General features: G+C 61.9%; 17 protein-coding genes, 2 tRNA genes and 1 riboswitch. Of the genes, 12 read left to right on the top strand and 7 right to left on the bottom strand.

Annotation, left to right across the window (positions count from 1 at the left end; genetic code table 11):
• Window positions 1-7 precede the first annotated feature (7 nt).
• Window positions 8-92, top strand: a tRNA-Leu gene (locus DFO48_RS19935).
• Window positions 93-336: 244 nt separating this feature from the next.
• A tRNA-Leu gene (locus tag DFO48_RS19930) sits at window positions 337-421 on the top strand.
• A gap of 139 nt (window positions 422-560) precedes the next feature.
• Here the strand turns inward: DFO48_RS19930 and DFO48_RS19925 are convergent.
• Together DFO48_RS19925 and DFO48_RS19920 are read right to left on the bottom strand one after the other, a co-directional pair.
• Window positions 561-3,212, bottom strand: a complete 2,652-nt coding sequence (locus tag DFO48_RS19925) for a DUF349 domain-containing protein (RefSeq protein WP_003076234.1) — start codon at window positions 3,210-3,212, stop codon at window positions 561-563.
• A gap of 215 nt (window positions 3,213-3,427) precedes the next feature.
• A complete protein-coding gene (locus DFO48_RS19920; RefSeq protein WP_114864545.1) occupies window positions 3,428-7,324 on the bottom strand; it encodes a DUF748 domain-containing protein in 3,897 nt (1,298 codons plus the stop codon).
• 189 nt (window positions 7,325-7,513) lie between these two features.
• Here DFO48_RS19920 and DFO48_RS25225 point away from each other — a divergent pair, with 189 nt between their 5' ends.
• From DFO48_RS25225 to nrdR, 4 genes are all read left to right on the top strand, one after another.
• Window positions 7,514-7,876 carry a hypothetical protein gene (locus DFO48_RS25225; protein WP_138983855.1) on the top strand — a complete coding sequence of 121 codons (363 nt, stop codon included), beginning with the start codon at window positions 7,514-7,516 and terminating at the stop codon, window positions 7,874-7,876.
• A gap of 317 nt (window positions 7,877-8,193) precedes the next feature.
• A complete protein-coding gene (locus tag DFO48_RS19915) occupies window positions 8,194-9,027 on the top strand; it encodes a lytic transglycosylase domain-containing protein (protein WP_034348900.1) in 834 nt (277 codons plus the stop codon).
• Between the two features lie 115 nt (window positions 9,028-9,142).
• Window positions 9,143-9,297, top strand: a riboswitch (ZMP/ZTP riboswitch).
• 35 nt (window positions 9,298-9,332) lie between these two features.
• Entirely contained in the window at window positions 9,333-10,580 is a 1,248-nt protein-coding gene (glyA, locus tag DFO48_RS19910; RefSeq protein ID WP_003063740.1) for a serine hydroxymethyltransferase, read from the top strand.
• Window positions 10,581-10,601: 21 nt separating this feature from the next.
• Window positions 10,602-11,078: a transcriptional regulator NrdR gene (nrdR, locus tag DFO48_RS19905; protein WP_003053388.1), complete on the top strand. Its 477-nt coding sequence runs from the start codon at window positions 10,602-10,604 to the stop codon at window positions 11,076-11,078.
• Window positions 11,079-11,217: 139 nt separating this feature from the next.
• Here nrdR and DFO48_RS19900 read toward each other — a convergent pair whose 3' ends face one another.
• Together DFO48_RS19900 and aroC are read right to left on the bottom strand one after the other, a co-directional pair.
• Window positions 11,218-13,053 carry a bifunctional UDP-sugar hydrolase/5'-nucleotidase gene (locus tag DFO48_RS19900; protein ID WP_114864544.1) on the bottom strand — a complete coding sequence of 612 codons (1,836 nt, stop codon included), beginning with the start codon at window positions 13,051-13,053 and terminating at the stop codon, window positions 11,218-11,220.
• A 50-nt stretch (window positions 13,054-13,103) separates the two neighbouring features.
• Complete coding sequence (gene aroC / locus DFO48_RS19895) at window positions 13,104-14,201, bottom strand: chorismate synthase (RefSeq protein ID WP_003076229.1); 1,098 nt, start codon at window positions 14,199-14,201, stop codon at window positions 13,104-13,106.
• A gap of 67 nt (window positions 14,202-14,268) precedes the next feature.
• Here aroC and DFO48_RS19890 point away from each other — a divergent pair, with 67 nt between their 5' ends.
• Window positions 14,269-14,529: a hypothetical protein gene (locus DFO48_RS19890; protein WP_114864543.1), complete on the top strand. Its 261-nt coding sequence runs from the start codon at window positions 14,269-14,271 to the stop codon at window positions 14,527-14,529.
• A gap of 108 nt (window positions 14,530-14,637) precedes the next feature.
• On the opposite strand, the gene DFO48_RS19885 is transcribed toward DFO48_RS19890, so the two are convergent.
• Window positions 14,638-15,090 (bottom strand): CBS domain-containing protein, encoded by a 453-nt coding sequence (locus DFO48_RS19885; RefSeq protein WP_003053381.1) that lies wholly within the window; start codon window positions 15,088-15,090, stop codon window positions 14,638-14,640.
• A 253-nt stretch (window positions 15,091-15,343) separates the two neighbouring features.
• On the opposite strand from DFO48_RS19885, the gene DFO48_RS19880 reads away from it, so the two are divergent.
• From DFO48_RS19880 to DFO48_RS19865, 4 genes are read left to right on the top strand one after another with little or no spacing between them, the layout of a single operon-like run.
• The gene (locus DFO48_RS19880) at window positions 15,344-16,642 is read left to right on the top strand and encodes an O-acetylhomoserine aminocarboxypropyltransferase (RefSeq protein ID WP_114864542.1); all 1,299 of its coding nucleotides are present in this window, start codon (window positions 15,344-15,346) and stop codon (window positions 16,640-16,642) included.
• 15 nt (window positions 16,643-16,657) lie between these two features.
• Window positions 16,658-18,157 (top strand): DUF4303 domain-containing protein, encoded by a 1,500-nt coding sequence (locus DFO48_RS19875; protein WP_114864541.1) that lies wholly within the window; start codon window positions 16,658-16,660, stop codon window positions 18,155-18,157.
• A 28-nt stretch (window positions 18,158-18,185) separates the two neighbouring features.
• The gene (locus tag DFO48_RS19870; protein WP_114864540.1) at window positions 18,186-18,995 is read left to right on the top strand and encodes an alpha/beta fold hydrolase; all 810 of its coding nucleotides are present in this window, start codon (window positions 18,186-18,188) and stop codon (window positions 18,993-18,995) included.
• 17 nt (window positions 18,996-19,012) lie between these two features.
• Window positions 19,013-19,900 (top strand): PoNe immunity protein domain-containing protein, encoded by an 888-nt coding sequence (locus DFO48_RS19865; protein WP_114864539.1) that lies wholly within the window; start codon window positions 19,013-19,015, stop codon window positions 19,898-19,900.
• Here DFO48_RS19865 and DFO48_RS19860 read toward each other — a convergent pair.
• A complete protein-coding gene (locus DFO48_RS19860; protein WP_003076223.1) occupies window positions 19,886-20,698 on the bottom strand; it encodes an alpha/beta fold hydrolase in 813 nt (270 codons plus the stop codon). The genes DFO48_RS19865 and DFO48_RS19860 overlap by 15 nt on opposite strands.
• Window positions 20,699-20,949: 251 nt before the next feature.
• Between DFO48_RS19860 and DFO48_RS19855 the strand changes: the two genes are divergently transcribed.
• Entirely contained in the window at window positions 20,950-21,306 is a 357-nt protein-coding gene (locus tag DFO48_RS19855) for a DUF962 domain-containing protein (RefSeq protein ID WP_003076222.1), read from the top strand.
• Window positions 21,307-21,440: 134 nt separating this feature from the next.
• Here DFO48_RS19855 and DFO48_RS19850 read toward each other — a convergent pair whose 3' ends face one another.
• Window positions 21,441-22,724 carry a YhjD/YihY/BrkB family envelope integrity protein gene (locus DFO48_RS19850; protein WP_233506476.1) on the bottom strand — a complete coding sequence of 428 codons (1,284 nt, stop codon included), beginning with the start codon at window positions 22,722-22,724 and terminating at the stop codon, window positions 21,441-21,443.
• Window positions 22,725-22,982: the final 258 nt, after the last annotated feature.

Below are 22,982 nucleotides of genomic sequence, written 5' to 3'. Positions count from 1 at the left end.
CTGAAATGCCCAGGTGGCGGAATTGGTAGACGCACTAGTTTCAGGTACTAGCGGGTAACTCCGTGGAGGTTCGAGTCCTCTCCTGGGCACCAAACACGGCAAGCCGTTGCATGCAAATGCAGCGGCTTTTTTGTTTTTGCACCGTGCCTTTAAGCCACATACACCAGGAGCGAGGCACTGGCGCAAGCTGGCTCCTTCGTCTGCCGCACTCCCGATCCTGCGGGCCGAGGAAAATAGCTCAAGCCCCATAAAACTCTGCCGACAACTTGCACAAAAAAGTGCCCCAACTCGTCTGGCAGCTACTTTGAACGCTATATAATTCGACTCACTCTGAAAGCCCAGGTGGCGGAATTGGTAGACGCACTAGTTTCAGGTACTAGCGGGTAACTCCGTGGAGGTTCGAGTCCTCTCCTGGGCACCAAACACAACAAGCCGTTGCATGCAAATGCAGCGGCTTTTTTGTTGATGCTCCCCCGACAGTCAGCAGTACATATGAAAAAGGGAGCCTAACGGCTCCCCTTTTTCTTTAGCAACCGCCTCCCATCGAGGCGACATGTCGCTTACTTGCGCAGCAATTGCTTGAGTGCGGTCTGCAGGCGACGGGCAGATGCCTCATCGCTGACACTACCGAGCACAGTGGCCACGTCCTGACCCCATGTCTGCTGGGGCGAAGGATCGTTGCGGCGGGTCAGCATCTGCAACTGCAGCGCACGGCGTGCCGCCAGCTGATCGGCCGGAGTGTGCACATCGGCAGCCATTTCCAGGCGCAGCAGGGCCTCAGCAGCATTGCCCTTGGGCGCAGCAGCCACAGCACCGGACCAGGAAGAGCGCACAGGCGCCGTCACCTTGCTGCCCAGTTGCTGAGCCGATGGCAGCTGCGCAGCATCACGAGCCTGCCAGGCGCCGAGCAGCTGAGTCAGCGCTTCGCCGTGCGCCTGGGCCGCCAGCTTGCGCAGAGCTTCCTGGGCATGCTCCACGGCATCACGCTGGGCGCGGAAGGCCGGATCGGCCAGGCGCGGTCCGCGCTCCTCGCGCGTGAACTCGCGACGGCCACGGCCAGCATCACGACTGTCACGACCACCGCGCTCACCGCGCCCCGCATCACGACCACGGCCGCCATCCTTGCGATCGCCAGGACGACCACCAGCAGCTGCTGCAGCTTCCTTCCTCATGCCAGGGCGGTCATCGCCACGCACGGCTACCACGGGGCGTGCCGGCTTGGCCGCTGCAGCGGCTTCGCTCGCTTGCGCCTCAACAGCGTCAGACGCTTGCTCTGTCTGAGCCTGGGGCTGGTTTTCATCAGACTTGGCGGGCTGAGCCTTGATGGCTGCTTCGAGCTCGGCCAGCGCTGCATGAATCTTCTGCACATCGCCGCTGGCATTGGCCGCCTCGACCGCCTTGGATGCATCCAGCACGCGGCGATCATGCTCGGACAGCTCGACCGCTGCCTGGCTGCGACCACCACGCTCCACGCTCTTGCGATTGAAGGCATCGTCCAGCGGCTTGCGGAATGCATCCCAGAGCTTTTGCTCATGCTTGCGATCCAGCGGCACCACCTGGGCTTCGGCCTGCCAGCGCTGCTGCAGCGCCTTCACGGCGTCGATGCGCAGACTGGGGGCAGCCCCCAAGGCCGTGGCTTCGTCGATCATGGCATGGCGACGCTCCAGGCTAGCCTTCTGCGCCGTCTGCAGGGGCGCTTCGGCAGCAGCCATGGCCTGCTTGAACAGGGGTTGCAGTTCGGCAAACAGCTTTTCGCCGATATGCCCGCTTTCGCGCCAGCGTTCGCCAAACTGGCGCAGTGCGCGCAGCATGTTCTTCCAGTCCTGGCTCGCGGAATGCTCTGCGGCCCAAGCCTTGATTTCTTCGATCAGCGCCAGACGCTGGGCCTTGGCCTGGGTGCTGTCCTGACGAATCTTGTCGTGCCAGGACTCGACCACCTTGTAGGCTGCGTTGCAGGCCTCGTCAAACTTCTTCCACAGCGCATGATTGGCCACGGCGCCCTGGTCGGCCTGCTTCCACTGTTCGCGCAGGCTGCGCAGGGTTTCCTGGATCTTGCGACCACCCAGTGCCTGACCTTCGGGACGGTTGAGCAAGGCTTCAGCCTTGGCCACCAGGTCTTCGCGCAGTTTCTCGGCCAGATGGCGCTGCCAGCCCTCGGCTTCACCGGCGGCCAACAGAGCCTCATGCACTTCGCTCACCAGAGCCTCGTCCACAAAGCGGCCATGGGCCTTGATGGCTGCGCGCATGGCTTGCACAGCTTCGGAGCCGGCTTTGCTGTTGCCAGCTGCAGTTTCAGCCTTCAGCGCCTGCAGAGACTGACCCAGGCCAGCCTTGGCGGCTTCCACCTGCTCGGGCGTGGGCTTGCCACGGCTGGCAGCAGCTGCGCGCGGTGCAACGGGCTTGGCCACTTCCACGGCAGCAGCTTCGGGAGGCAGACCACGGGCCACACGGATTTCGTCGGCCCAGACAGGGACCGTGGGCAACGGCGCTGCTTCGTCGGCGGCTGCGGCCTCGGTCTGTGCCAGTGCAGACTGGAAAGCATCCCAAACCAGCGCCAGTTGTGCAGAGGCTGCCTCCAGCTGAGGAGGGAAACGACCGTCCACGCTGCTCCAGCTGGCGTCGCCGGTCAGCTCCTTGGCCTGCTCCTGCCAGCGCGCGACATCGACCCCCAGGGCCTCCAGCACAGCCTTGGCATCCTTCCAGGACTTGATGGACAGTACTTCGATACGCTGCGCCAGCAGCAGCGCCACTTCGCGCTGCACCTGGGTGCGATGCTGCAGGTCTTCCACAGCCTTCACGCGCTCGCCCAGTCGGGCCTTGAACTGCGACAGAGGCTCGCGCGACAGCGCGGCACCGGCCTTGGCCGCATCACGCTGCCAGGCGGCTGCAGCTGCTGCATCAAAGGGCTCTGCAGCCAGCAGTGCCTGAGCCTTCTCGGCCCATTCCACGGAAATTTTTTCCTGATTCGCGGTGCGACGGATTTCGTCAAGGCGTTCGCGCACGGCACGGGCAGCACTCTTGTCGCCCTTGCTCAGTTCCTTGTGAACGTCCTGGAGTTGCTCGACCGTGGGCTGAGTCGCCAACCAGTCGCGAATGCGAGCGGCGCGATCACCCGACGTCTCGGCGGAGAAAGCACCACCCGTCAATGCATCCAGCGGATGTTGCTCAGTATTCTTGGCAGAGGCCGGGTTCACTTCAGATGCATCAGACATGGTGCTGCTAGGAGAAATAGATGTCATGTAAGGGTCAGAAAATGCTTGGCAGCCAGCGCAGTCAACGCTGCAACGGGCCAGTGCCAACCCACATGAGGGCAGACTTTCCAAGCGCAAGCCCAGGCACATGAGCACCTGGGCAAACCGGTATTTTCGCCTTTATTTAAAGGCAAGCCAAAAAATGCGAAATCGCAAGGTGTTTTGCAGCACTTTCATCACTGCGCAGACAGGCTCAACTGGGCACGTGGCGTCCAGTCTTTGTCCTGCACATCCAGCTTGGGAGCCCCAAGGAACAGACGCTCCAGCGGCAGCTGTTGCGTGGCCAGATAGTCCCGCACAGCCACGCCGCGCGCCAGAGCCAGCTCGCGCATGGCATCGTCAGGCACCTTGATGCTGGCCACCAGCAGCGCCGTCATCTGGTCGGCAGGCAAATCCTTGGCCATTCCGACCATGTTGCGGGGCTTTTTGATATCGGCACGACCGTAAACGGCCTTGAGCAGAGCTGGGCGCTCGGCTTCGCTGAACTCCATCACCTCGTCGCCACTCTTGCCTTCGCGAATCACGTTGCGGCGCTTTTGGGCCAGCAGCAGACGATCCAGCTCTTCAGTCTTCCAGGCCTCCTTGTCTTCGGCCTCACGCGACTCCCCCACCACCGTCATCTTGAGCGCGGGACGGTCGTTGAGTGCCTTGACGATCTTGGCCAGTTGCTCGCGGGCCTTGCCATCGAGCCTGGCACTGCCCGGCGCAAAGTTGACTGCACCCGACTCGTCGCCCCCCGAGAACGCTCCCGACAGCAGCGCAAACGGCGCGGTCACGGCCTTCATGATGATGTTGCCGATCACCTTGAAGATGATGGGCGCCAGACGGAACTGCGGGTCGTTGAGCGATCCGCTCAGAGGCACATCGAGATCGATCACGCCGTTGCGATCGGACAGCAGGGCCACGGCCAGCTTGACGGGCAGCGATGCGGGCGCGCCTTCCACCTTGTCGCCAAAGGTCAGTTGGCGCAGCACCAGCTTGTTCGATGCCGTGAGCTGCCCATCAGGCTGCACCTTGTAGTTCACATCCATATAGAGCTTGCCGCGCTCTATGCCATAGCCCGCATACTTGATGGAATAAGGAGACAGCGGCGACAGCTCCAGGTCATTCATCTGAGCGCGTACATCCAGCGCCAGAGGCTTTGCCAGCGGGTTGACCTTGCCGCTGATATCGAGCTTCGCCGTACCCTGGGCCTTGCCCTTGATTTCAAGATCGGCCATTTGCGGCTCTACCTGGCCTGCAGGAGCCTGCGAAGAAAAGGCGCTCAGACGGCCGTTCAGCTCACTCAGATCGGCCGAGTAGTTGGGCTGAATGAAGTAGTCAGAGAACTGCACCTTGCCGCCCGTCAGCACAATGGGCCCGACCTTGATGATGGGCGCGGGGCCGGCATCTTCGGGCTTTACGGGCTCGGCAACAGGCTTGCTGCGCTCGGGCTTCTCGCCGGCAGCCGCCTGGGCGTTCGCCTCTTCGTTCTGCGCGACGGACTGCTCGGACTTTTCGGTCTTCACAATGTCCTGAAGATTGATGCGGCCGTTGCGCTGCACGATGACGCGCGCAAAAAAGTCGCTCAGCGCGGTTTCGCGCACGCTCACCCGCAGCGGCTGGGCCGGCTGCATATTCAGGTCCAGACCGCGCACCACCAGTGTTTTCCAGGCCAGCAAATCATCGCCCAGACCCAGACCTGTGCGCGCAGCCAGTGCCTTGGCACGGTCTGCCGTGGAGTCATTGAGCACCGCCGTCAGCGCGCCCTTGGCAGTACTGGGCTTGCCCACCTCCTCCTGCACAGGAGCCGCAAGCGTGGAGCGTACGCGCAGGTCGTTGAGCTCCACATCCCCCGACACCGCCAACTGCGGCCCCTTGGCATGGGCCAGATAATTGAGCTTGCCCCGGAAGTTGCCGTCGGCACGCACCAGATCCACATTGAGCTTGTGACCGAAATACGGCTCCAGCGCATGCAAGGGCACGCCACGGGCCTGCAACTGCCCCTGAGCCGAAACAGGGGTCAGCCCCAACTGACCCTTGAACTGAATATGACCAGCTTGCACACGCCGACTGGCGGCGAGCTGAGCCGAGACCTCCAGCGGAGTCGGCGCTGCCTTGGCCGCCAGAGGCTCGAAAGCACCCAGGCGTAGGCGCAAGGCGCTCACATCCAGCTGCACAGGCCGCGCATTCCCGCCCTGCACAGGTGCTGCATCGCGAAACTGCAGCGCACCGCCATCCACGGCAATCGCTGCCAGCTTGACCGACCAGGGCTTACCCGGCTCCGCCTTGCTGCCCTGCGTTGCCGGCTTGGCTGCAGGCGCTGCCACGGGCAACCAACGCTCGTACATCCAGTGCCCTTGTGCGTCACGCAGTGCCGCGAGCTGCGGCTTCTGCACGGCAATGGCCTCCACCTGCACCTGCCGGGCCGCAAGATCGACCTGAACGCCGCTGACCTTGATCTGCTCGATATTGACAGGGGCCTGCTTGTCCTGCAGCTGCAGCTTGTCGGCAGTCAGCTCGGCCACCTCTGCCACTACCCCGCCCTCACCCCAGGAGATCCGGGCATCGGTGCCCAGCATGGCGCTGAGCTGCGGCTTGAAGTGCGCCTCTATATAGGGCTGCACCCATTGCAGCGGCATCTGCTCGAGCTTGAGATTGAGCTTGCCCGCCTTGTCAGTGGCTTCTCCGTCCACAATCAGCCTGGCCACCCCTTCCGCCCGGGCCTGCTCAGCCGTTTGCAGGCCTGCAGTGGCCGTCAGTTGCAAAGGCGCATTCATGGGCCAGGCCAGATTCTTGGCCTGCAGCACCAAAGGAGCCAGGGTCAGCGCCGCAGGCGCCGCGCCTGTTGCGGCATCCTGCCAATGCACGATGCCGTCTTCAATATCGAACTGCTGCACGCCGACGACCAGGGGCTTGCCAGGCTTTTCGGCCTTCGCATCTGCCTGGGCCGGAGTGCTGGCCTCGGCGGAGGCGGGCTCAGGCACGGCCTTCTCAAGCGGCGCTGCGGGGGCGACGGCCGGCGCATTCAACCCCAGCCAGTTGATCACGCCCTGCGCATTGCGGCTGGCATGAACCTCGGGCTTGACCCAGCGCACCGATTCGAGCGCAATCTGGTTCTGCAGAGGCTGAACATTCTTGAGCTGCACCTCCAGCGCCTCAAAGTTCAGCAGCGGCGCACTCTGGCGGTCTTGCACCGCGACATTGCTCAAGGCCAGCTTGCCGCTGATGCTGACCACAGGCTGGTCTTTTTGCTCGAAGCTGATCTGCAGATCCGTGTCCAGCACACCAGACAGAGGCTGCACGGGAACGCTGGCAGGCACATAGCCGAGATAGGGAGCCAGATCGATTCGATCCCATTTGAGTTGCATCGCCGTCTGGCGGGTGTCGGCGAACGGCGTGCTCTCGCCCGATGTGTCGAACTTGCTGCCGTTGAGATCGAAAGCCAGATGCGGCAGCACCTTGATCTCGCGCTTGGAGGCCAGATTGCTGATGAAGGGAATGCTCAACTGCAAGTCCTTGAGCTCGTGCCTGCGCTGCACAAACTCGTCATTGAGCTCGATACGGCCGTCGCGCAATGCAATGTTGTACAGCGCAAAGCTCAGGGGCTTGGACGACTCTTCGTCATCGGGCTGCATGAGCCTGGCAATCACGTCGTCAATATCGAGCTTGCCCAATGAATGCTGGGTCAGGCGCACCACGGGCGCATCGACCTCGATTGCATCCAGCACAGGAGCGAGTCTGAACAAGGACTGTGCACTGGCATTGATGAAGATGCGCTTGATCTGTATCTGTGGCTCGGCGGCAGACTTCAGATCTTTCTGAGCCGCAGAACCCTCTGCATCAGCAGTTTCAGCTACTTTTTTTATAGCTTTATCGATCACCAGATCATGCAAGGTGATGGACATGGCCCAGGGCGCAAACTCGATCTTGCCCACATGGACGCCACGCCCCAGCTTCTCGAAAGCCCGTTTTTCCAGCTGGCTCTTGGCGACCCAAGGCACTACTGCCCAGAGCAGCAGCCATAACAGCAAAAGAGCAAGAACAGACCAGATCAGCCGACGAAGCCAGCGATTCGATGTGAGCAAGGACATGGGCAATTGTTATTGATGCAGAGATTGAAAGCCTTCCAAGACTCTCAGGGGCGGGATCCGCCACGCGCCCGGAACACCACTGTACCTTGAGCGCACCCTGGTGTATCTAGATTGCGCTCTATATATAGATAGAGGCAAGAGGCGTTTCCAGGGAGAAGTTTGCGCTATCGAAATACCCGCCAGAGGCAGATGAGCACGAAAAAATGCAAACAATGCACCGCAGAAAAAGGCTCGCCGGAAATGACAAAGCCCGGAAGTGGCGAAACCGACTTCCGGGCTTTACGGCCGGTACCAGACCGGGCCGTTTTTCGCGGTTCAAGGAGGGTGTGGTCCTTGCCGCTGGAAGCAACGATTGCTCCCTTTTGTGCCTCAAGCGAAGATAAAGAGCAAGTGCCAACAGCCCATGGAATCAAAGGCCTCGGCGGAGTTTGCTTTTCCTTTCCTTTGGCAAGCACCTGCAACGTGCAGGCAGATTCACTATATCTGTGCTCGTGTAGGGCTACCAGGCTTTTTGCACTTTATTTCGCCTTGATGACAAATAAAACGATGTGAGCGTATACACCTCTTGAATCCGTGATTTTTTGCTGTAATTTTTTGAGCAAACTGTACATTCATACAGTTTTTATATAATTTTAAAATCTAAAAAGTATTTTTGTTAGTGTTGACTGAATATTTAGGGCGCTTCTAGAATCCGCCAGCGCTCGAAATGAGCGTTTTTTGTTTCCGCTGCCTCACGACTGAGCAGACCGATCGGCGCCCCAAGGGGCGCTTTTAATCGGCCCGCAGCAAACCTCATCGGCCAGTTGTCCTGGTTGCTCCGCGAGATTGATCCGGTGCGACCTCGGGCGATAGCCAAGAAAGGACAAGCTATGCCAGCGTCAGGAAAATTAATCGCCTCCGCGCGAACGTTGGGCCATAAGACGGCCCACGGTTTTCTTGCTCTTACTCACAACGGTTTCGCCCTGCTGGGCTTGGCCGTGGCCATTTCGGCCCTGATTTTGATCTCTCGTCCAGACCTGCGTCTGGCCGGCGCCACCGAACTGCGCGAGTGGCTCGACACACGCCTGCCCGCCAGCACCGTTGTGGCTGCCGCCGAAGTGGAGGAAGCCCCTGCTTCCGCCAACATCGTCGTCGCCAGCGACCGCGCCACGGCCGTCAACCCCAAGAACCTGCCCAAGGAGCAGGCGGCTGTCGCCTACTGGCTCAGCAAAAAATACCGGGTGGCGCCCGAGCCGATTGCCGCCCTGGTCAGCGAAGCCTATGCCCAGGGCAAGGCCAACAAGCTGGACCCGACGCTGATTCTGGCCATCATGGCGATTGAGTCGAGCTTCAACCCGTTTGCCCAAAGTTCGGTCGGTGCCCAGGGCCTGATGCAGGTGATGACGTCCGTGCACACCGACAAGTACGAAAGCTTTGGCGGCCAGCACGCGGCCTTCGACCCCGTTACCAACCTCAAGGTCGGTGTCAAGGTGCTCAAGGAATGCATTGCCCGCGCCGGCTCCATCGAGGGTGGCCTGCGCTATTACGTGGGCGCAGCCAATCTTCCTTCGGACGGCGGCTATGCGGCCAAGGTGCTTGCCGAACACCAGCGCCTGCGCCAAGGCGTGGGTCTGCAGGCCAGCCCGCTGATGACGGCCAAGTCCGACGAAGCCACCAAGGTCTCTCACGCTCAGCAAGTGGCACTGGCCAACTCCAACCTCTAAGCGGCAGATCCCTGCATTTCTCAAGCTGGCTGCGGCCAGCTTTTTTTATGCCCCGATCAGGTCCAGCGGGAAAAACGGACATAGGCTCTGCAGCCATGCCGCCTCAGCTACACTAGCGGGTGTACGCAACTGGCGATAGGCGCAGAATTTTCTGCCGCTGACGTGGAATCCGGCAGACTGCAAGGTCTGTGAACCACCGGGGAGCGTACCGCCCAGGGTCGCAGCGACTGCAGCCTGCAAGCGTTTCAGCCGTTCGCCTGGGCAGCCCTTGGCCTCAAGGGAATTTCTAAGTTCACAGGACTGCCATGTTTCAACGCACCGATACCGTCGCGAAAGTCGACCCCGAACTGTTTGCAGCTATTGAAGCTGAAAACCATCGCCAGCAAGAGCACATCGAGCTGATTGCCAGCGAGAACTACTGCTCGCCCGCAGTGATGGAAGCCCAGGGCTCCCAGCTGACCAACAAGTACGCCGAAGGCTATCCCGGCAAGCGCTACTACGGTGGCTGCGAGCATGTGGACGTGGTCGAGCAGCTGGCCATTGACCGCATCAAGCAGATCTTTGGCGCCGAAGCCGCCAACGTGCAACCCAATTCCGGCTCTCAGGCCAACCAGGCAGTGCTGATGGCTTTCGCCAAGCCCGGCGACACCATTCTGGGCATGAGCCTGGCCGAAGGCGGTCACCTGACCCACGGCATGGCGCTGAACATGTCCGGCAAATGGTTCAAGGCCGTCTCCTATGGCCTGAATGCCGACGAAGCCATCGACTACGACAAGCTCGAAGAGCTGGCCCGTGAGCACAAGCCCCGCATCATCGTGGCCGGCGCTTCCGCCTATGCCCTGCGCATCGACTTCGAGCGCTTTGCAAGAATTGCCAAGGAAGTCGGCGCCATCTTCTGGGTGGACATGGCCCACTATGCCGGTCTGATTGCTGCAGGCGTGTACCCCAACCCCGTGCCCCACGCCGACGTGGTCACAACCACCACTCACAAGAGCCTGCGCGGCCCCCGTGGCGGCGTGATCCTGATGAAGGCCGAGCACGAGAAGGCCATCAACAGCGCCATCTTCCCCGGCCTGCAAGGCGGCCCCCTGATGCATGTCATCGCCGGCAAGGCCGTGGCGTTCAAGGAAGCCCTGACTCCCGAGTTCAAGGCCTACCAGGAACAGGTCGTGAACAACGCCAAGGTGTTTGCCGAAACGCTGACCGAGCGCGGTCTGCGCATCGTCTCCGGCCGCACCGAAAGCCACGTGATGCTGGTGGACCTGCGCGCCAAGGGCATTACCGGCAAGGCTGCCGAAGCGGCCCTGGGTCTGGCTCACATCACCGTGAACAAGAACGCCATCCCCAACGACCCCGAGAAGCCCTTCGTGACCAGCGGCATCCGTATCGGCACCCCCGCCATGACCACCCGTGGTTTTGGCGAGGAAGAAGCCCGCATCACTGCCAATCTGGTGGCCGATGTGCTGGACAAGCCCGAAGACGAAGCCAATCTGGCTGCCGTGCGCGCCAAGGTGGCCGCACTGACCGCCAAGTTCCCTGTCTACAGCAAGTAATTCCTGCTGCGCTGAGCTGTCATGAAGTGCCCCTTCTGCAACCACCCGGACACGCAAGTTGTTGAAACCCGCGAGTCCGAGGACGGGGGCTTCATCCGCCGCCGCCGCCGCTGTGGCGGCTGCGACAAGCGCTTCACGACCTACGAACGCCCCGAGGTCAGCTTTCCGACCGTGGTCAAGAGAGACGGCCGGCGCATCGAATACGAGCGCGCCAAGCTGCAAGGCTCTTTTCAGATCGCGCTGCGCAAGCGCCCCGTGAGCACCGAGCTCATCGATGCAGCCATAGAGCGCATCGAGGACAGGCTGCTCAATCTGGGCCAGCGCGAAATCGACTCCAGCCGCCTCGGCGAGCTGGTGATGGACGAGCTCAAGGGCCTGGACAAGGTCGGCTATATCCGCTTTGCCAGCGTCTACCGCAGCTTCGAGGATGTGGACGACTTCAAGAACATCATGGATGAGGTTCGCAGTCCCAAGGCCAAGGCCGCCAAAAAACCATAGGCCTGCCTGCCGTACCATGCCAAAAGCCACCCTCGGGTGGCTTTTGTTTTGCGCGCCTGACGGCAGGCATACACTATTAATTCATGAGCATCTAGCGCATGATTTCAAAAGAAATCAGATAGTTTCTTATCTGATTTCCTTAATGAACGCGCGTAATTCGCTCCTTTAAAGGTAGCACCATCGGGCCGCTGCGGCTTTGCTCGCGCACATGCTCGGCCAGGGCATCCAGATCCAGCATGCCGCCCACCACATCGATACCTTGCGTGAAGGTGCTGAAATTGTCCCCGCCGCTGCCCAGATAGCTCTGCAGTCCCACGCGGTAGCGCTGCGGCATCTCGAGCAGCCGGCCGTTCAGGCGCAGCTCGCTCACGCGCCGGCCTGCGGGCTGGCTGCGGTCGAAGCGGTAGCTGAAGCCCTCGGACACCTGCAGGATGCGCGGCGCACTCACGGTGTTGCTGCCGCTGTCGAATTGCTGCTCCAGTGCCTGGCGAATCTGCTCGCCCCTCAGACTCATCACCATCAGCGTATTGCCAAACGGCTGAACGCTGAACAACTGTCCATAGGTCACGCTGCCGTCGGCCGCAGGCAGCAGATCGGCGCGCACGCCGCCGGGGTTCACAAAGGCCAGTTGCGCCCCACCCGCTGAGGCATCGCGCGTGGCAGCGAGTATGGAGTCGGCCACGATGCGCCCCATCACGCTTTCGCCATTGGCTTGCGGCATGCGGCTGGCAGCTGCGGCCAGCCGCCCTGCTCCGGCCTCGGCCAGCGGCCGGGCCGCAGCCTTGTAGCGCGCCACCAGCGCCGCAACGGGGGCATCGGCGTCAAAGACGGGGAATTCGGGTTGCAGGCCCACCATGCCGCTGGCGCTGCGATAGGCCTCGCCCTGCACAATATTCTGGTGCGCGGATTTGCCGATCACGCGACGTGTGCGCGCATCCACCGTCAGTCTGACTTCGGTCAGCAGCGTGCCGTACTGACCCGCGCTGGTCAGCAAAAACGGCTTGCGGGCATCCACCCTGGCGTAATCGCACACATAGGAGCGATGGGTATGACCGGAGATCACCACATCGACCTCGCCGGAGAGCTGCTCCAGAATCGGCACGATGGCGCCGGAGAGGCCTTTGCAGCTATCGTCCTGCAGGCCTGACGTGGTGGCTCCGCCCTCATGGATCAGCACCACGATCACATCGGCCCCCTGCGCACGCAGCTGGGGGATCAGCGCATTGGCCGTCTGTGCCTCGTCGGCAAACGTCAGCCCCTCGACCCCGCTAGGGCGCACCATATGCGGCGTGTTCCTGAGCGTCATGCCGATAAAGCCCACGCCTATGCGCAGACCGTCCTGCTCGAAGAACTTCAGCCCCGTCGCGGGAAACAGCGGCCGGCCGTCGCCGCGCAGCGTATTGGCCGCGAGAAACGGGAACTCTGCCCCCTTGAAGGGCTGGCTGATCTGGCATGGCTGCTTGCTTGTGAACTTCTCGCAGCCACCGTTTTGCATGCGCAGCAGCTCGGCCACGCCCTGGTCGTATTCATGATTGCCGGTGGCCGCGAAGTCCACCCGCATGAGGTTGAGCACCTCTATCGTCGGCTCATCGAGAAACAGCGCCGAGACCATGGGCGAAGCCCCGATCATGTCTCCGGCCGTGACCAGCGCCACATGGCGGCTGGCCTGGCGGCGCTGGGCGATGGCCCGGGCCATATAGGCCACGCCGCCGGCGGGCACGGCGACGTTCTGGCCCTGCGCATTCTGCGCCGTCACCGCCAGTCCGGGCGGCTCCAGATGGCCGTGCAGGTCATTGAAACCCAGCACGGTGATCTCCATGCTGGCCTGCCTTGTCACACCACCGCTGCATGCGCTCAAGCCCAGCGCGAGCAGCACAGCGCAGAGGGGAGCAGAGATCTTGTGAAAAGCACAACGCCAGCCTGGCGACAGGGCGCGAGACTGGCGTTGATCCGGTTTTTTGTCAGTTGCAACCATCGGACTCTCCTGAGTCAGAGGTTTTAACGCACAAAGCGGTCTGGGTGATGTCAGCTGGCCGAGGCCGGAATCGGGGCCAGGCCGGAATCCACATCGGCATTCTGCGCACGGTGGCGCAGCGCGTGGTCCATCACCACCAGCGCCAGCAGCGCCTCCGCGATCGGCGCTGCGCGAATGCCCACGCAGGGGTCGTGGCGCCCCTTGGTGATGACTTCGGTGCTCTGGCCGTGCACGTCGATGGATTCACGCGGCGTGATGATGGAGCTGGTGGGCTTGATGCCGATGCGCACTTCCAGATCCTGGCCGGTGCTGATGCCGCCCACGATGCCGCCCGCGTTATTGCTTCGGAAACCCTCGGGGCTCAGCGAATCGCCATGCGTGGTGCCGCGCTGGGCCACGCTGTCAAAGCCTGCGCCGATCTCCACGGCCTTGACGGCGTTCAGGCCCATCATCGCGTAGGCGATGTCGGCATCCAGTCGGTCATACAGGGGCTGACCCAGACCAACCGGCATATTGCTGGCGTTCACGCGCAGCGCCGCGCCGCAGGAATCGCCGCTCTTGCGCAGCTGCTCCATGTATTCCTCGAAGCGGCTCACATCGGCCACGGGCGCGAAAAAGGGGTTGTGCGGCACATGCTCCCAGCTCTCGAAACCGATGGGCAGCTCGCCGATCTGCGTCATGCAGGCGCGAAACTCGGTGCCGAACTTTTCCTTGAGCCATTTCTTGGCCACGGCACCCGCGGCCACGGTAGGCGCCGTCAGGCGTGCCGAGGAGCGGCCGCCACCGCGCGGATCGCGGATACCGTACTTCTGGAAGTAGGCGTAGTCGGCATGACCGGGACGAAAGCTCTGCGCGATATTGGAGTAATCCTTGCTGCGCTGATCGGTGTTGCGGATCAACAGGGCAATCGGCGTGCCCGTGGTCCTGCCTTCGTAGACGCCGGAGAGAATCTCCACCGCATCGGGCTCGTTGCGCTGCGTGACGAACTTGCTGGTGCCGGGGCGACGACGATCCAGATCATGCTGGATGTCCGCCTCGCTCAAGGCCATGCCCGGGGGGCAGCCGTCAATCACACAGCCAATGGCCGGGCCGTGGGACTCACCAAAATTGGTGACCGTGAAAATTGTGCCGAAGGTATTGCCGCTCATAGGCTGCCGATTATCGTTGAAGTGATGATTGACGGCTGCACGCTGTCCTGCCTAAAGTCTTTTCACCATGCTCAAACTTGCGTTTATTCTGGCCTCGGCCCTGATGTCCGCAATGATCGGCGGCATCGGCGGTCTGGTGTTCTTCAAATTTGCACCGTCGCGCTGCGCGGGCCAATATGCCTGCGGCTACGGCAAGGCCGTGATCAGCATGATGGTGGGCCTGGGTGTAGTCTTGCCGTGCTTTGTGGGCCTGCTGCTCAAGGGGCTGCACAAGGTAAAGCCGCCAGCGCTAGTAGCCTGTATCGCAGGGACCGCATCGGCTGACTGACCGACAGCCATAAGGCAGCGCTGCGCCACCTGCAGCACACATCAGACTGGACATGAAAAACCCCGCCTCGGCGGGGTCTGCAGCAAAACGCCGGGCTTGAAAGCTGGCTTATTCAGCGCCCTGGCGCTCGCCTTCGGGCCAGTCGCGGATATAGGCCTTGAGCATGCGGTTCTCGAAGTTCTGGCTGTCCACCACGGCCTTGGCCACGTCATACAGCGAGATCACGCCCATCAGCATGCGCTTGTCCATCACGGGCATGTAGCGCGCATGGCGGTCCAGCATCATGCGGCGCACCTCGTCCATATCGGTTTCCATGGTGCAGGTCATGGGCGCGTCGTCCATGGCGCCGCGCACGGAGATGTTCTCCACGCCGCCGGTCTTTACAAAACCCTGGATCACTTCACGGAAGGTGAGCATGCCCACCACATCGCCGTGATCCATCACGACCAGCGAGCCAATGTCCTTTTCCGACATCACCTGCACCGCCGCGGCCAGGCTTTCGTCGGGCGACACCGTGTACAGGGTATTGCCTTTGACGCGCAGGATGTCACTAACTTTCATTGCTGTTCTCCGAATCTGTTTGGCACGCTGTGGCAGCTTTTGTCCTGCATGTGTCAGCACATGCGGCATCGCTTTACACAGAATGCAGGTGCGTGCACAAATATAGCCCACAATGGCTTGCATTGAGAAAAACTAAAGCAATGACGAAACATATGAATTTCTACATATTCATTCGTCTATCCGACCAAATCGATATTTGATTGCGTGCTCGATCACACATTGCGTCGATCAAAACCAGCCATGGAGACACAACATGCCCGGCTACTCTGACCCCGGCTTTGACACCCTGAGCCTGCATGCAGGCGCCCAGCCCGACCCTGCCACCGGCGCACGTGCCGTACCCATCCATCTGACCACGTCCTTTGTCTTCGAATCCAGCGACCACGCGGCCAGCCTGTTCAATCTGGAGCGGCCCGGCCATGTCTACAGCCGCATCTCCAATCCCACCAACGCGGTGCTCGAGCAACGCGTCTCGGCCCTGGAAGGCGGCGTGGGCGCGATTGCCGTGGCCAGCGGCCAGGCGGCGCTGCACCTGTCGATTGCCACGCTGATGGGCGCGGGAAGCCATATCGTGGCCAGCACGGCCCTGTATGGCGGCTCGCAGAACCTGCTGCACTACACGCTGGCGCGCTTCGGCATAGAGACGACCTTCGTCAAGCCCGGCGACATCGATGGCTGGAAGGCTGCCGTGCGCCCCAACACCAAGCTGTTCTTCGGCGAGACCGTGGGCAACCCCGGCCTGGATGTGCTGGACATTCCCACGGTCAGCCAGATCGCCCACGAAGCCGGCGTGCCGCTGCTGGTGGACTCGACGCTGACCTCGCCCTGGCTGATCAAGCCTTTCGAGCATGGCGCGGACATCGTCTATCACTCGGCCACCAAGTTCCTGTCCGGCCACGGCACGGTGATCGGTGGCATCGTCGTCGATGGCGGCAGCTTCGACTGGGAAAAATCGGGGCGCTTTCCCGAGCTGACCCAGCCCTATGACGGCTTTCACAATATGGTGTTCAGCGAGGAGTCCACCACCGGCGCTTTCCTGCTGCGCGCCCGCCGCGAAGGCCTGCGCGACTTCGGCGCCTGCATGAGCCCGCACAGCGCCTGGCTGATCCTGCAAGGCATCGAAACCCTGCCGCTGCGCATGGAGCGCCATATGCGCAATACCGAAAAAGTGGTGCAGTTCCTCGCCAGCCACCCGCTGGTCAGTCGCGTGGGCCACCCGATGCTGGAGACCCACCCCTCGCACGCCTTGGCCAGTAAGCTGCTGCCGCGCGGCGCAGGCTCTGTGTTCAGCTTTGACATTGCCGGCAACCGCAACCAGGGCAAGAAGTTCATCGAAACGCTGAAGGTCTTCAGCCATCTGGCCAATGTGGGCGACTGCCGCTCTCTCGTGATCCACCCTGCCAGCACCACGCATTTCCGCATGAGTGACGAGGCTCTGGCCCAGGCCGGCATAGGCCAGGGCACGATCCGCCTGTCGATCGGCCTGGAAGATGCTGACGATCTGATCGACGACCTCAAGCGCGCGCTGAAGGCGGCCGAGAAAGCAGCCTGAGAGACCTGAACAAACATGGTTGCCACAACTTCTGCATCGCTGGACTGGAAGCAGTTTGAACAGACTTTATTCAGCATCTACTGGCAAGATGCTCAGGCGTTCCTGGCCGCGACCCCTCAGGAAAGCATCTACGCACTGGCACTGAACGGCCTGTACCGTGAGGAGGACGGCCCCATTTACCTGCCCACGCTATCTGCCAATAGCGAGCAGGCCTATTCACAGATGGTGAATGCCCCCGAGCCACAAGGGCGTTTGTCCGAATTCGACCTGGACACCGGCCAGTTGGGCTCTCTGCGCTGGAACCCGCCGGATTGGGAGTGGGAAGAGCTGGATTCGACCTCGGACTCTCAGGAGTTGCTGCAACTGGAGCAGGCCTTGCTGGCCGAGGCCAATAAAAGCACGCCTGCCCACTGGTTGCGTACCGAAGCGCACCTGATCAAGGCACTGATCCGCATCTGCAAGCAACTGACCAAAGCCTGTCAAAAATCGCCCTGGGCCAGCCAGCTCACTCCAGAGTTTACGGTGCTGATCTACGTGGAAGACACGCAGGAATGCGAAGCCATGGCGCGCCAGAGCATGGGGCAGGCGCGCTTTCTTGCATTGTTTCCCAGCCATGATCAGGAAGCGCAAAGACGCGCCAGAGTTGCCGCACTCTCCCCCGCTCAACAGCTGCAATACCACCTGAGCTGCCTGGAAGGTGTCGGGTGCACGGAGCTGGGACTGAGCCGAAAAGAGGCGCAATTGCTGGGCGAAGAGGCCGAGACTGCGCTGCTTGCCATGGATCACAGCCAGGTGGCTCATGCGCTGCTGCCCATGCTGACTCGGCCTGGCAAACAGTGGCGTGCGGCCATGTTGCTGGCCCAGATCGCTTACCGGGACGAACAGGTACTGACTGCACTGCGTCAACAGGTTCAGGCCCCCGTCCACAGTCCCAGGGAAGAAAGCGAGCGAGGCTGGTGCGCCAGTGCCTTGGGGTCGTTAGGCGACCAGGAATGGCTGCAGCAGCAAATAGGCGACACGGCCGTGCCTGTGGACAGAATCGCGCAAGGCATTGCCTACCCCTACCGCGCCTGGAACAGCAAGCCTGGAACCACGGCTCTGCACCTTGACTACGCGCCACTGGAGCGAGCGCTCGACCTCAAGCACCCGACCTTGACCCGGGCGCTGAATGAAGAGCTATCACCCGGAACCGGTTATTGCAGCCTTCGGGTTGAGGATTTGGAGCAAGCCCTCTTCGCTCTGCAGTCCGTTCACGCTCTGGTGCGCGTGCATACTGCATGCATCATGGGAGAGCGAAGCCTTGGTGCCGCCGCTGGCAGGCGCATCACCCCTGTACTGGCACAAGCCCTGAGTCACGACAGCAACGAAGGCGTACGCTATCAGGCCATGCTGGGCCTTCGGTATTGGAAAAAAGCCAGCGCAGCGCAGCGAGCTGCGATTGAGCATGCCGCCGAACACGATGCCAGCGACAACATCCGCGAGCTGGCTCAGCAATGGCTGAGCGAACACTGCTGAACCACAAAGAACAGAACCGGAGACAAACATGCAAATCAATGTGCAAGGCGCAGACATCTACGCCTACACCGGCGGCAAGGCTTTCGACGCGGCCAAGCCCACGGCCATTTTCATCCACGGCGTGCTCTGCGATCACAGCGTCTGGGCGCTGCAAAGCCGCTATATGGCCAATCACGGCTGGAACGTCCTGGCCATCGATTTGCCCGGCCATTGCAAAAGCAGCGGCCAGGCCCCGCAAACTGTCGAAGAAGCTGCGACCTTCATCGGCGCGCTGATGGATGCGGCAAACCTGCAGCAAGCTGCGCTGATCGGCCATAGCTGGGGCAGTCTGATTGCCATGGAGACTGCGGCCAGACTGCGGGAACGCATCAGCCATCTGGTCCTGGTGGGCACGGCCTTTCCCATGAAGGTCTCGCCCGCGCTGCTTGAGTCGGCGCTGAATACGCCCGAGAAGGCCATACAGATGGTCAACACCTTCTCGCGCGCCACGCTGGCACCGCCCAATGGTGCAGGCAGCTGGGTATTTGGCGCCGGCATGGCACTGGGCCGCCGCGTGCTGGCCAGCAACACGGGCACGAATCTGCTGCATGCTGGCTTCAAGGCCTGCGACAGCTATGCGGATGGCGAAGCCGCGATGACCCAGGTCAGCTGCCCGCTTCTGTTTGTGCTGGGCGAGCAAGACCAGATGACCCCGCCCAAGGCAGCCAAGGGACTGATCGATGCAGCCAAGGGCGCAGGCAAGACTACCAAGGTTCAGATCATCCCCAACGGCCACAACCAGATGACGGAGTCGCCCGACGCGACGCTGTTTGCGATTCGGGATTTTCTGGCGGCATGAGCCATTAAGCTTGGGACATGAGCCAAACCTTCCAGCACCACGGCCAACTGGCTGACGCCTGCGCCGAATGGGCCAAGATTTCACTGAATGGTCTGCAGCCCCGGCGCAACCTCAATCTGAGCGACAAAAAAGCCGACTGGAAGGAGGCACTGAGCGCGCTCAAGCGCTTTGCCGGCAGCGACAGCTATAAAGCACCCCAGGATTTCAAGGCACATGCGGCACTGGAAAACTACTGGAAATGGAAGGAAGCGGGCGAGCAGGCGCGCTGGCTGCTGATCTACGGCATCGACCTGGGCCTGGGCGGCGATGTGCTGCGCCCCATCTACCAGGAAGTGGCCGCGCTGTGGATTGATGCCGCCTCGGTGGCCGAGCATGCGCACGCCAGCATGGCGCAGGAAACTGGCGAGAACTACGGCGTAGCTGCGCCCATCAACACACGCACTGACGACTACGCTATTGCCGTGACCCTGCTGTCAATGGCCACACTGCTGGATGCGCAGGATGACGTACCGGCGATTGATGAGCATGTGCTGGCCTTCGATACCGACCAGTTGCTGGATTATCTGTGCGCAGGCGGTCTGCAGCTGCAGCAAGTCAGCGAGGAGCTTTTTCACAAACGCCCTTACGGCGCCATGAAGCCATTTTTTGAACAGCTCGAAGCCCTGCCTGACCCGCTGCTGCCCTATCTGCAAACCCAGTACCAGGAGTTTCTCAAGCTCTCGCCCAAGCAGCAGAAAAAAGGCAGCCCGTGGCTGGGCACGGGCTACTGGGCGCTGGAGGTGGCCGCCCTGGCCGTGCTCTACGGCTGGGATGACAGCGCTTTGCGCGCCAGCCCCCACTACCCGGCCGATCTGGTCGACTACGCGCGTGGGCGGCTGGCTCAAACAGAGTCAGGCGATTTTTGACAGAAAAGCCGCGATGCGGCTGCTGATGCGCTCGGGCAGCTCGCGGTGCGGCACATGGCCGCCACCGGCAATGATTTCCGCCTCGCAAGGGCCCTGCGCCCAGGTGCAGATGTTCTCGGGATGCACCAGGGAGCCGAATTCATCGAGCTCGCCGTGAATGGCCAGCACCGGGCAATGCACCTGCTTCAGGGCTGCATCCAGCCGGTAATGCGCAAAAGGCGGGCTCAGCCAGGTGTCCACCCAGGCCGACAGCACCCAGGCCGCCTTGTCGCCATGGTAGCGAGCAAGGCGCTCCAGCTGGCCGGGCTGGGCAAAGTTGTCGCGCGCCGCACTGATGCCCTGCAGCGTGCGGTCTTCGACAAAGCTCTGGGCCGATTCGGTAATCAGCGCCTGGCATTGCCTTCCATAGGCCGCCGCCACCATGGCCGCCATGCCGCCGCCCACGCTGTGTCCCAGCATCACGAAATCACCCAGGCCCAGCGCCCGGTGAAGCGGCGTGAAGCCGGCCTCGACCTCGCTCTCCACAAAACTGGGTTGAAGCCGATGCGGATTGGGGTCTGAATGGCCGAAACCCAGGCGGTCATAGGCAATGACTTCACGCCCGGTGGCCGCGGCCAGTTGCGCGGGAAATTCGCGCCACAGATCCACGCTGCCCAGGGAGTCGTGCATCAGCACCAGCGGCGCCCTGGCCGCCTCGCGCTGAGGTTGCCAGCGTTTGACATGGAGCTGCCCGTCGGGCGTCTGAACACGGGTTTCACTGGAGCTGATCACAACAGGCGGCATGGTGTCGTCAAACATGGGCAGGATCTGGGTTGAAGGCGATGAGATGTGCTGCCACCTTAGCAAGAGAGCGCTCATGGCAGCTCGGCCAGAAGCTGGAGTGGCCGCAAAGATGGCGAATCTGGCCGATTTTGAGCAGTCTTGCCGTATATAGCCTGTCGTTCAGGTGACGAAGACCTCCGACCACAACTTGCCAGCACTCGCTAACCCGCTGGCCTGGCCATGCTGTCGGCAGTATAAAAACAGCATCACCTTCACCGGGGTTTGCCATGTCACAGACCACGACCTCAGAACCGGACGGCGCTGCCAAGGCCAGCGTGGACCCGCGCCAGTTCAAGAGCTTTGCCGAGTTCTACCCCTTCTACCTGGGCGAGCACAGCAACCTCACCTGCAGGCGGCTGCACTTCATCGGCACCAGCCTGTCGCTGGTGTTCTTGCTGGCGCTGTTTTTGACAGGCGATTGGTGGTACTTGCTCGCAGGCCTGATCTGCGGCTATGCCTTCGCCTGGGTCGGGCATTTCGGCTTTGAAAAAAACAAGCCCGCCAGCTTCAAGCGACCGCTCTACAGTTTTCTGGGCGACTGGATGATGTGGCGCGACATCTTGCTGGGTCGCATCAAGATGTAGCGCCACACCGTCTCTGAAGCGCTTGCGCTGGCCTGCTTTGCGGGCAGCGGATCGGCTGCCCATGGACCATGCGACGCCTGCCATCAGCTGTCCGGCCTTCAGTGCAGATATTCATAGATATCTGCTCACTTCCATCAAACTCTATGAATATCTCCGCCCGGGGCAGCAATCAGCTCTGCCACGGTCATGGCATCGAGCTGGGCACGCTGCCACAGCGGCCGCACCGCCTCGGACGGCTCAAGCAACAGGCTCTGCACCAGAGGCTCTACCCGCGTGGCCTGCGGATCGACCAGCAGCACATAGCGCGGCTCGGTGCTCTCAAGCGACACATAGGCATCGGGAGGCTGTACAGCCCCCACCCAGTCCAGCTTGGCCAGCGCCTGCAGCACGGGCTGAATCTGGGACGCCTCCACGCGCAGGCGCCGTGAAAGCTGGTGCACATACAGGCCCTTGTGCGGCAGCTCACGCTCCTTGGCCAGGCATTGCAGCACCTCCACCGCCAGCTCGAACTGCCAGCCCCGATGTCCCGTCAGCCGCTCCACCCCGGCAAGCACCGTGGGCAGATAGGCCGTGACCAGGGCCCCCAGCAGCACAATGCTCCAGGCCACATACATCCAGATCAGCAAAATGGGCAGCGTGGCAAACGCGCCGTAGATCACCGAGTAAGTCGGCACGGATGACAGATAGAGGCCCAGCACCTTCTTGGCCACTTCCATGAACACGGCCACAAACACGCCCCCCACCAGCGCATGACGCCAGCGCACCGGCGTGTTGGGCACATAGTGGTAGAGCCCGGCCATGCCGGCGGCGAGCACCACAAACTCTATGGAATCAAAGACAAAGCGCAGGCTGCCGGGCAGCGCGTTGACCAGGCCCTTGGATGCCGACATCACATAGGACGACAGCACAAGGCTCAGGCCCAGCAGCAGCGGCCCCAGCGTGATGGCGGCCCAGTAGATCAGCACCCGCTGGCCCAGCGGCCTGAGCTGGCGCACGCGCCAGATGTTGTTGAGCGTGCGGTCGATGGTCAGGATCAGCGCAATGGCCGTGACCATCAGGATGGAGAAGCCGACCAGGCCCAGCTGACTGGCCTTGGAGGCAAACTGCGTGAGATAGCCCAGCACCTGACGCGCAATGGTCTCGGGAATCAGGCTGTCCATCAGCCAGCGCTCCAGCACCTTCTGCGCCTTGCCAAAGATCGGGAAGGCCGTGAACAGGGCCAGAGCCACGGTAAAGAACGGCACCAGCGCCAGCAGCGATGTGAAGGTAAGACTGCTGGCGGTCACGCCCAGCCGGTCCTCCTTGAAGCGCGCCAGCAGCACCTGGGCCGTGTTGTGCCAGGGGAAGGTACGCAGGCGCTGCTGCGCACGGCGGCTCCTGCGGCGCAATGCCGTCTTGAGCTCCTCCTGGCTGGGCATCAGGGGCTTGGGGATACGCCCGGCCAGATCCTTGCAGCTGGCCGCCAGCGCCCTGGCTCTGTCGAGTCTGCGGCTGCGCGGGCTATCGGCAACGCGCTGCGAGCTGTCGACAGGACTGTCGGTCACTCCTGAAACGCAAGCATGCACCGCTTTCTGTTCCTCGGCTGGTGTCGTATTCGGCGTGCAATAGCTGGTCCAACCCTGAGCTGCCGTGCTGAATGCCGCCGCAGGCGATGCGGCAGGAGCTGGCACGGGTTC

The organism is Comamonas sp. AG1104 (genome assembly GCF_003350425.1).
Lineage (GTDB): Bacteria > Pseudomonadota > Gammaproteobacteria > Burkholderiales > Burkholderiaceae_C > Comamonas > Comamonas testosteroni.
Note: the sequence above shows the minus strand (reverse complement) of the source record. Positions and strands in the feature narration are given on the sequence as shown.

Excerpts from the sequence above, each read along its gene's own strand:
- DFO48_RS19925 (WP_003076234.1), bottom strand. The coding sequence starts at position 3,212 with ATGTCTGATGCATCTGAAGTGAACCCGGCCTCTGCCAAGAATACTGAG.
- DFO48_RS19920 (WP_114864545.1), bottom strand. The coding sequence starts at position 7,324 with ATGTCCTTGCTCACATCGAATCGCTGGCTTCGTCGGCTGATCTGGTCT.
- DFO48_RS25225 (WP_138983855.1), top strand. The coding sequence starts at position 7,514 with ATGAGCACGAAAAAATGCAAACAATGCACCGCAGAAAAAGGCTCGCCG.
- DFO48_RS19915 (WP_034348900.1), top strand. The coding sequence starts at position 8,194 with ATGCCAGCGTCAGGAAAATTAATCGCCTCCGCGCGAACGTTGGGCCAT.
- glyA (WP_003063740.1), top strand. The coding sequence starts at position 9,333 with ATGTTTCAACGCACCGATACCGTCGCGAAAGTCGACCCCGAACTGTTT.
- nrdR (WP_003053388.1), top strand. The coding sequence starts at position 10,602 with ATGAAGTGCCCCTTCTGCAACCACCCGGACACGCAAGTTGTTGAAACC.
- DFO48_RS19900 (WP_114864544.1), bottom strand. The coding sequence starts at position 13,053 with ATGGTTGCAACTGACAAAAAACCGGATCAACGCCAGTCTCGCGCCCTG.
- aroC (WP_003076229.1), bottom strand. The coding sequence starts at position 14,201 with ATGAGCGGCAATACCTTCGGCACAATTTTCACGGTCACCAATTTTGGT.
- DFO48_RS19890 (WP_114864543.1), top strand. The coding sequence starts at position 14,269 with ATGCTCAAACTTGCGTTTATTCTGGCCTCGGCCCTGATGTCCGCAATG.
- DFO48_RS19885 (WP_003053381.1), bottom strand. The coding sequence starts at position 15,090 with ATGAAAGTTAGTGACATCCTGCGCGTCAAAGGCAATACCCTGTACACG.
- DFO48_RS19880 (WP_114864542.1), top strand. The coding sequence starts at position 15,344 with ATGCCCGGCTACTCTGACCCCGGCTTTGACACCCTGAGCCTGCATGCA.
- DFO48_RS19875 (WP_114864541.1), top strand. The coding sequence starts at position 16,658 with ATGGTTGCCACAACTTCTGCATCGCTGGACTGGAAGCAGTTTGAACAG.
- DFO48_RS19870 (WP_114864540.1), top strand. The coding sequence starts at position 18,186 with ATGCAAATCAATGTGCAAGGCGCAGACATCTACGCCTACACCGGCGGC.
- DFO48_RS19865 (WP_114864539.1), top strand. The coding sequence starts at position 19,013 with ATGAGCCAAACCTTCCAGCACCACGGCCAACTGGCTGACGCCTGCGCC.
- DFO48_RS19860 (WP_003076223.1), bottom strand. The coding sequence starts at position 20,698 with ATGTTTGACGACACCATGCCGCCTGTTGTGATCAGCTCCAGTGAAACC.
- DFO48_RS19855 (WP_003076222.1), top strand. The coding sequence starts at position 20,950 with ATGTCACAGACCACGACCTCAGAACCGGACGGCGCTGCCAAGGCCAGC.
- DFO48_RS19850 (WP_233506476.1), bottom strand. The coding sequence starts at position 22,724 with ATGCCCAGCCAGGAGGAGCTCAAGACGGCATTGCGCCGCAGGAGCCGC.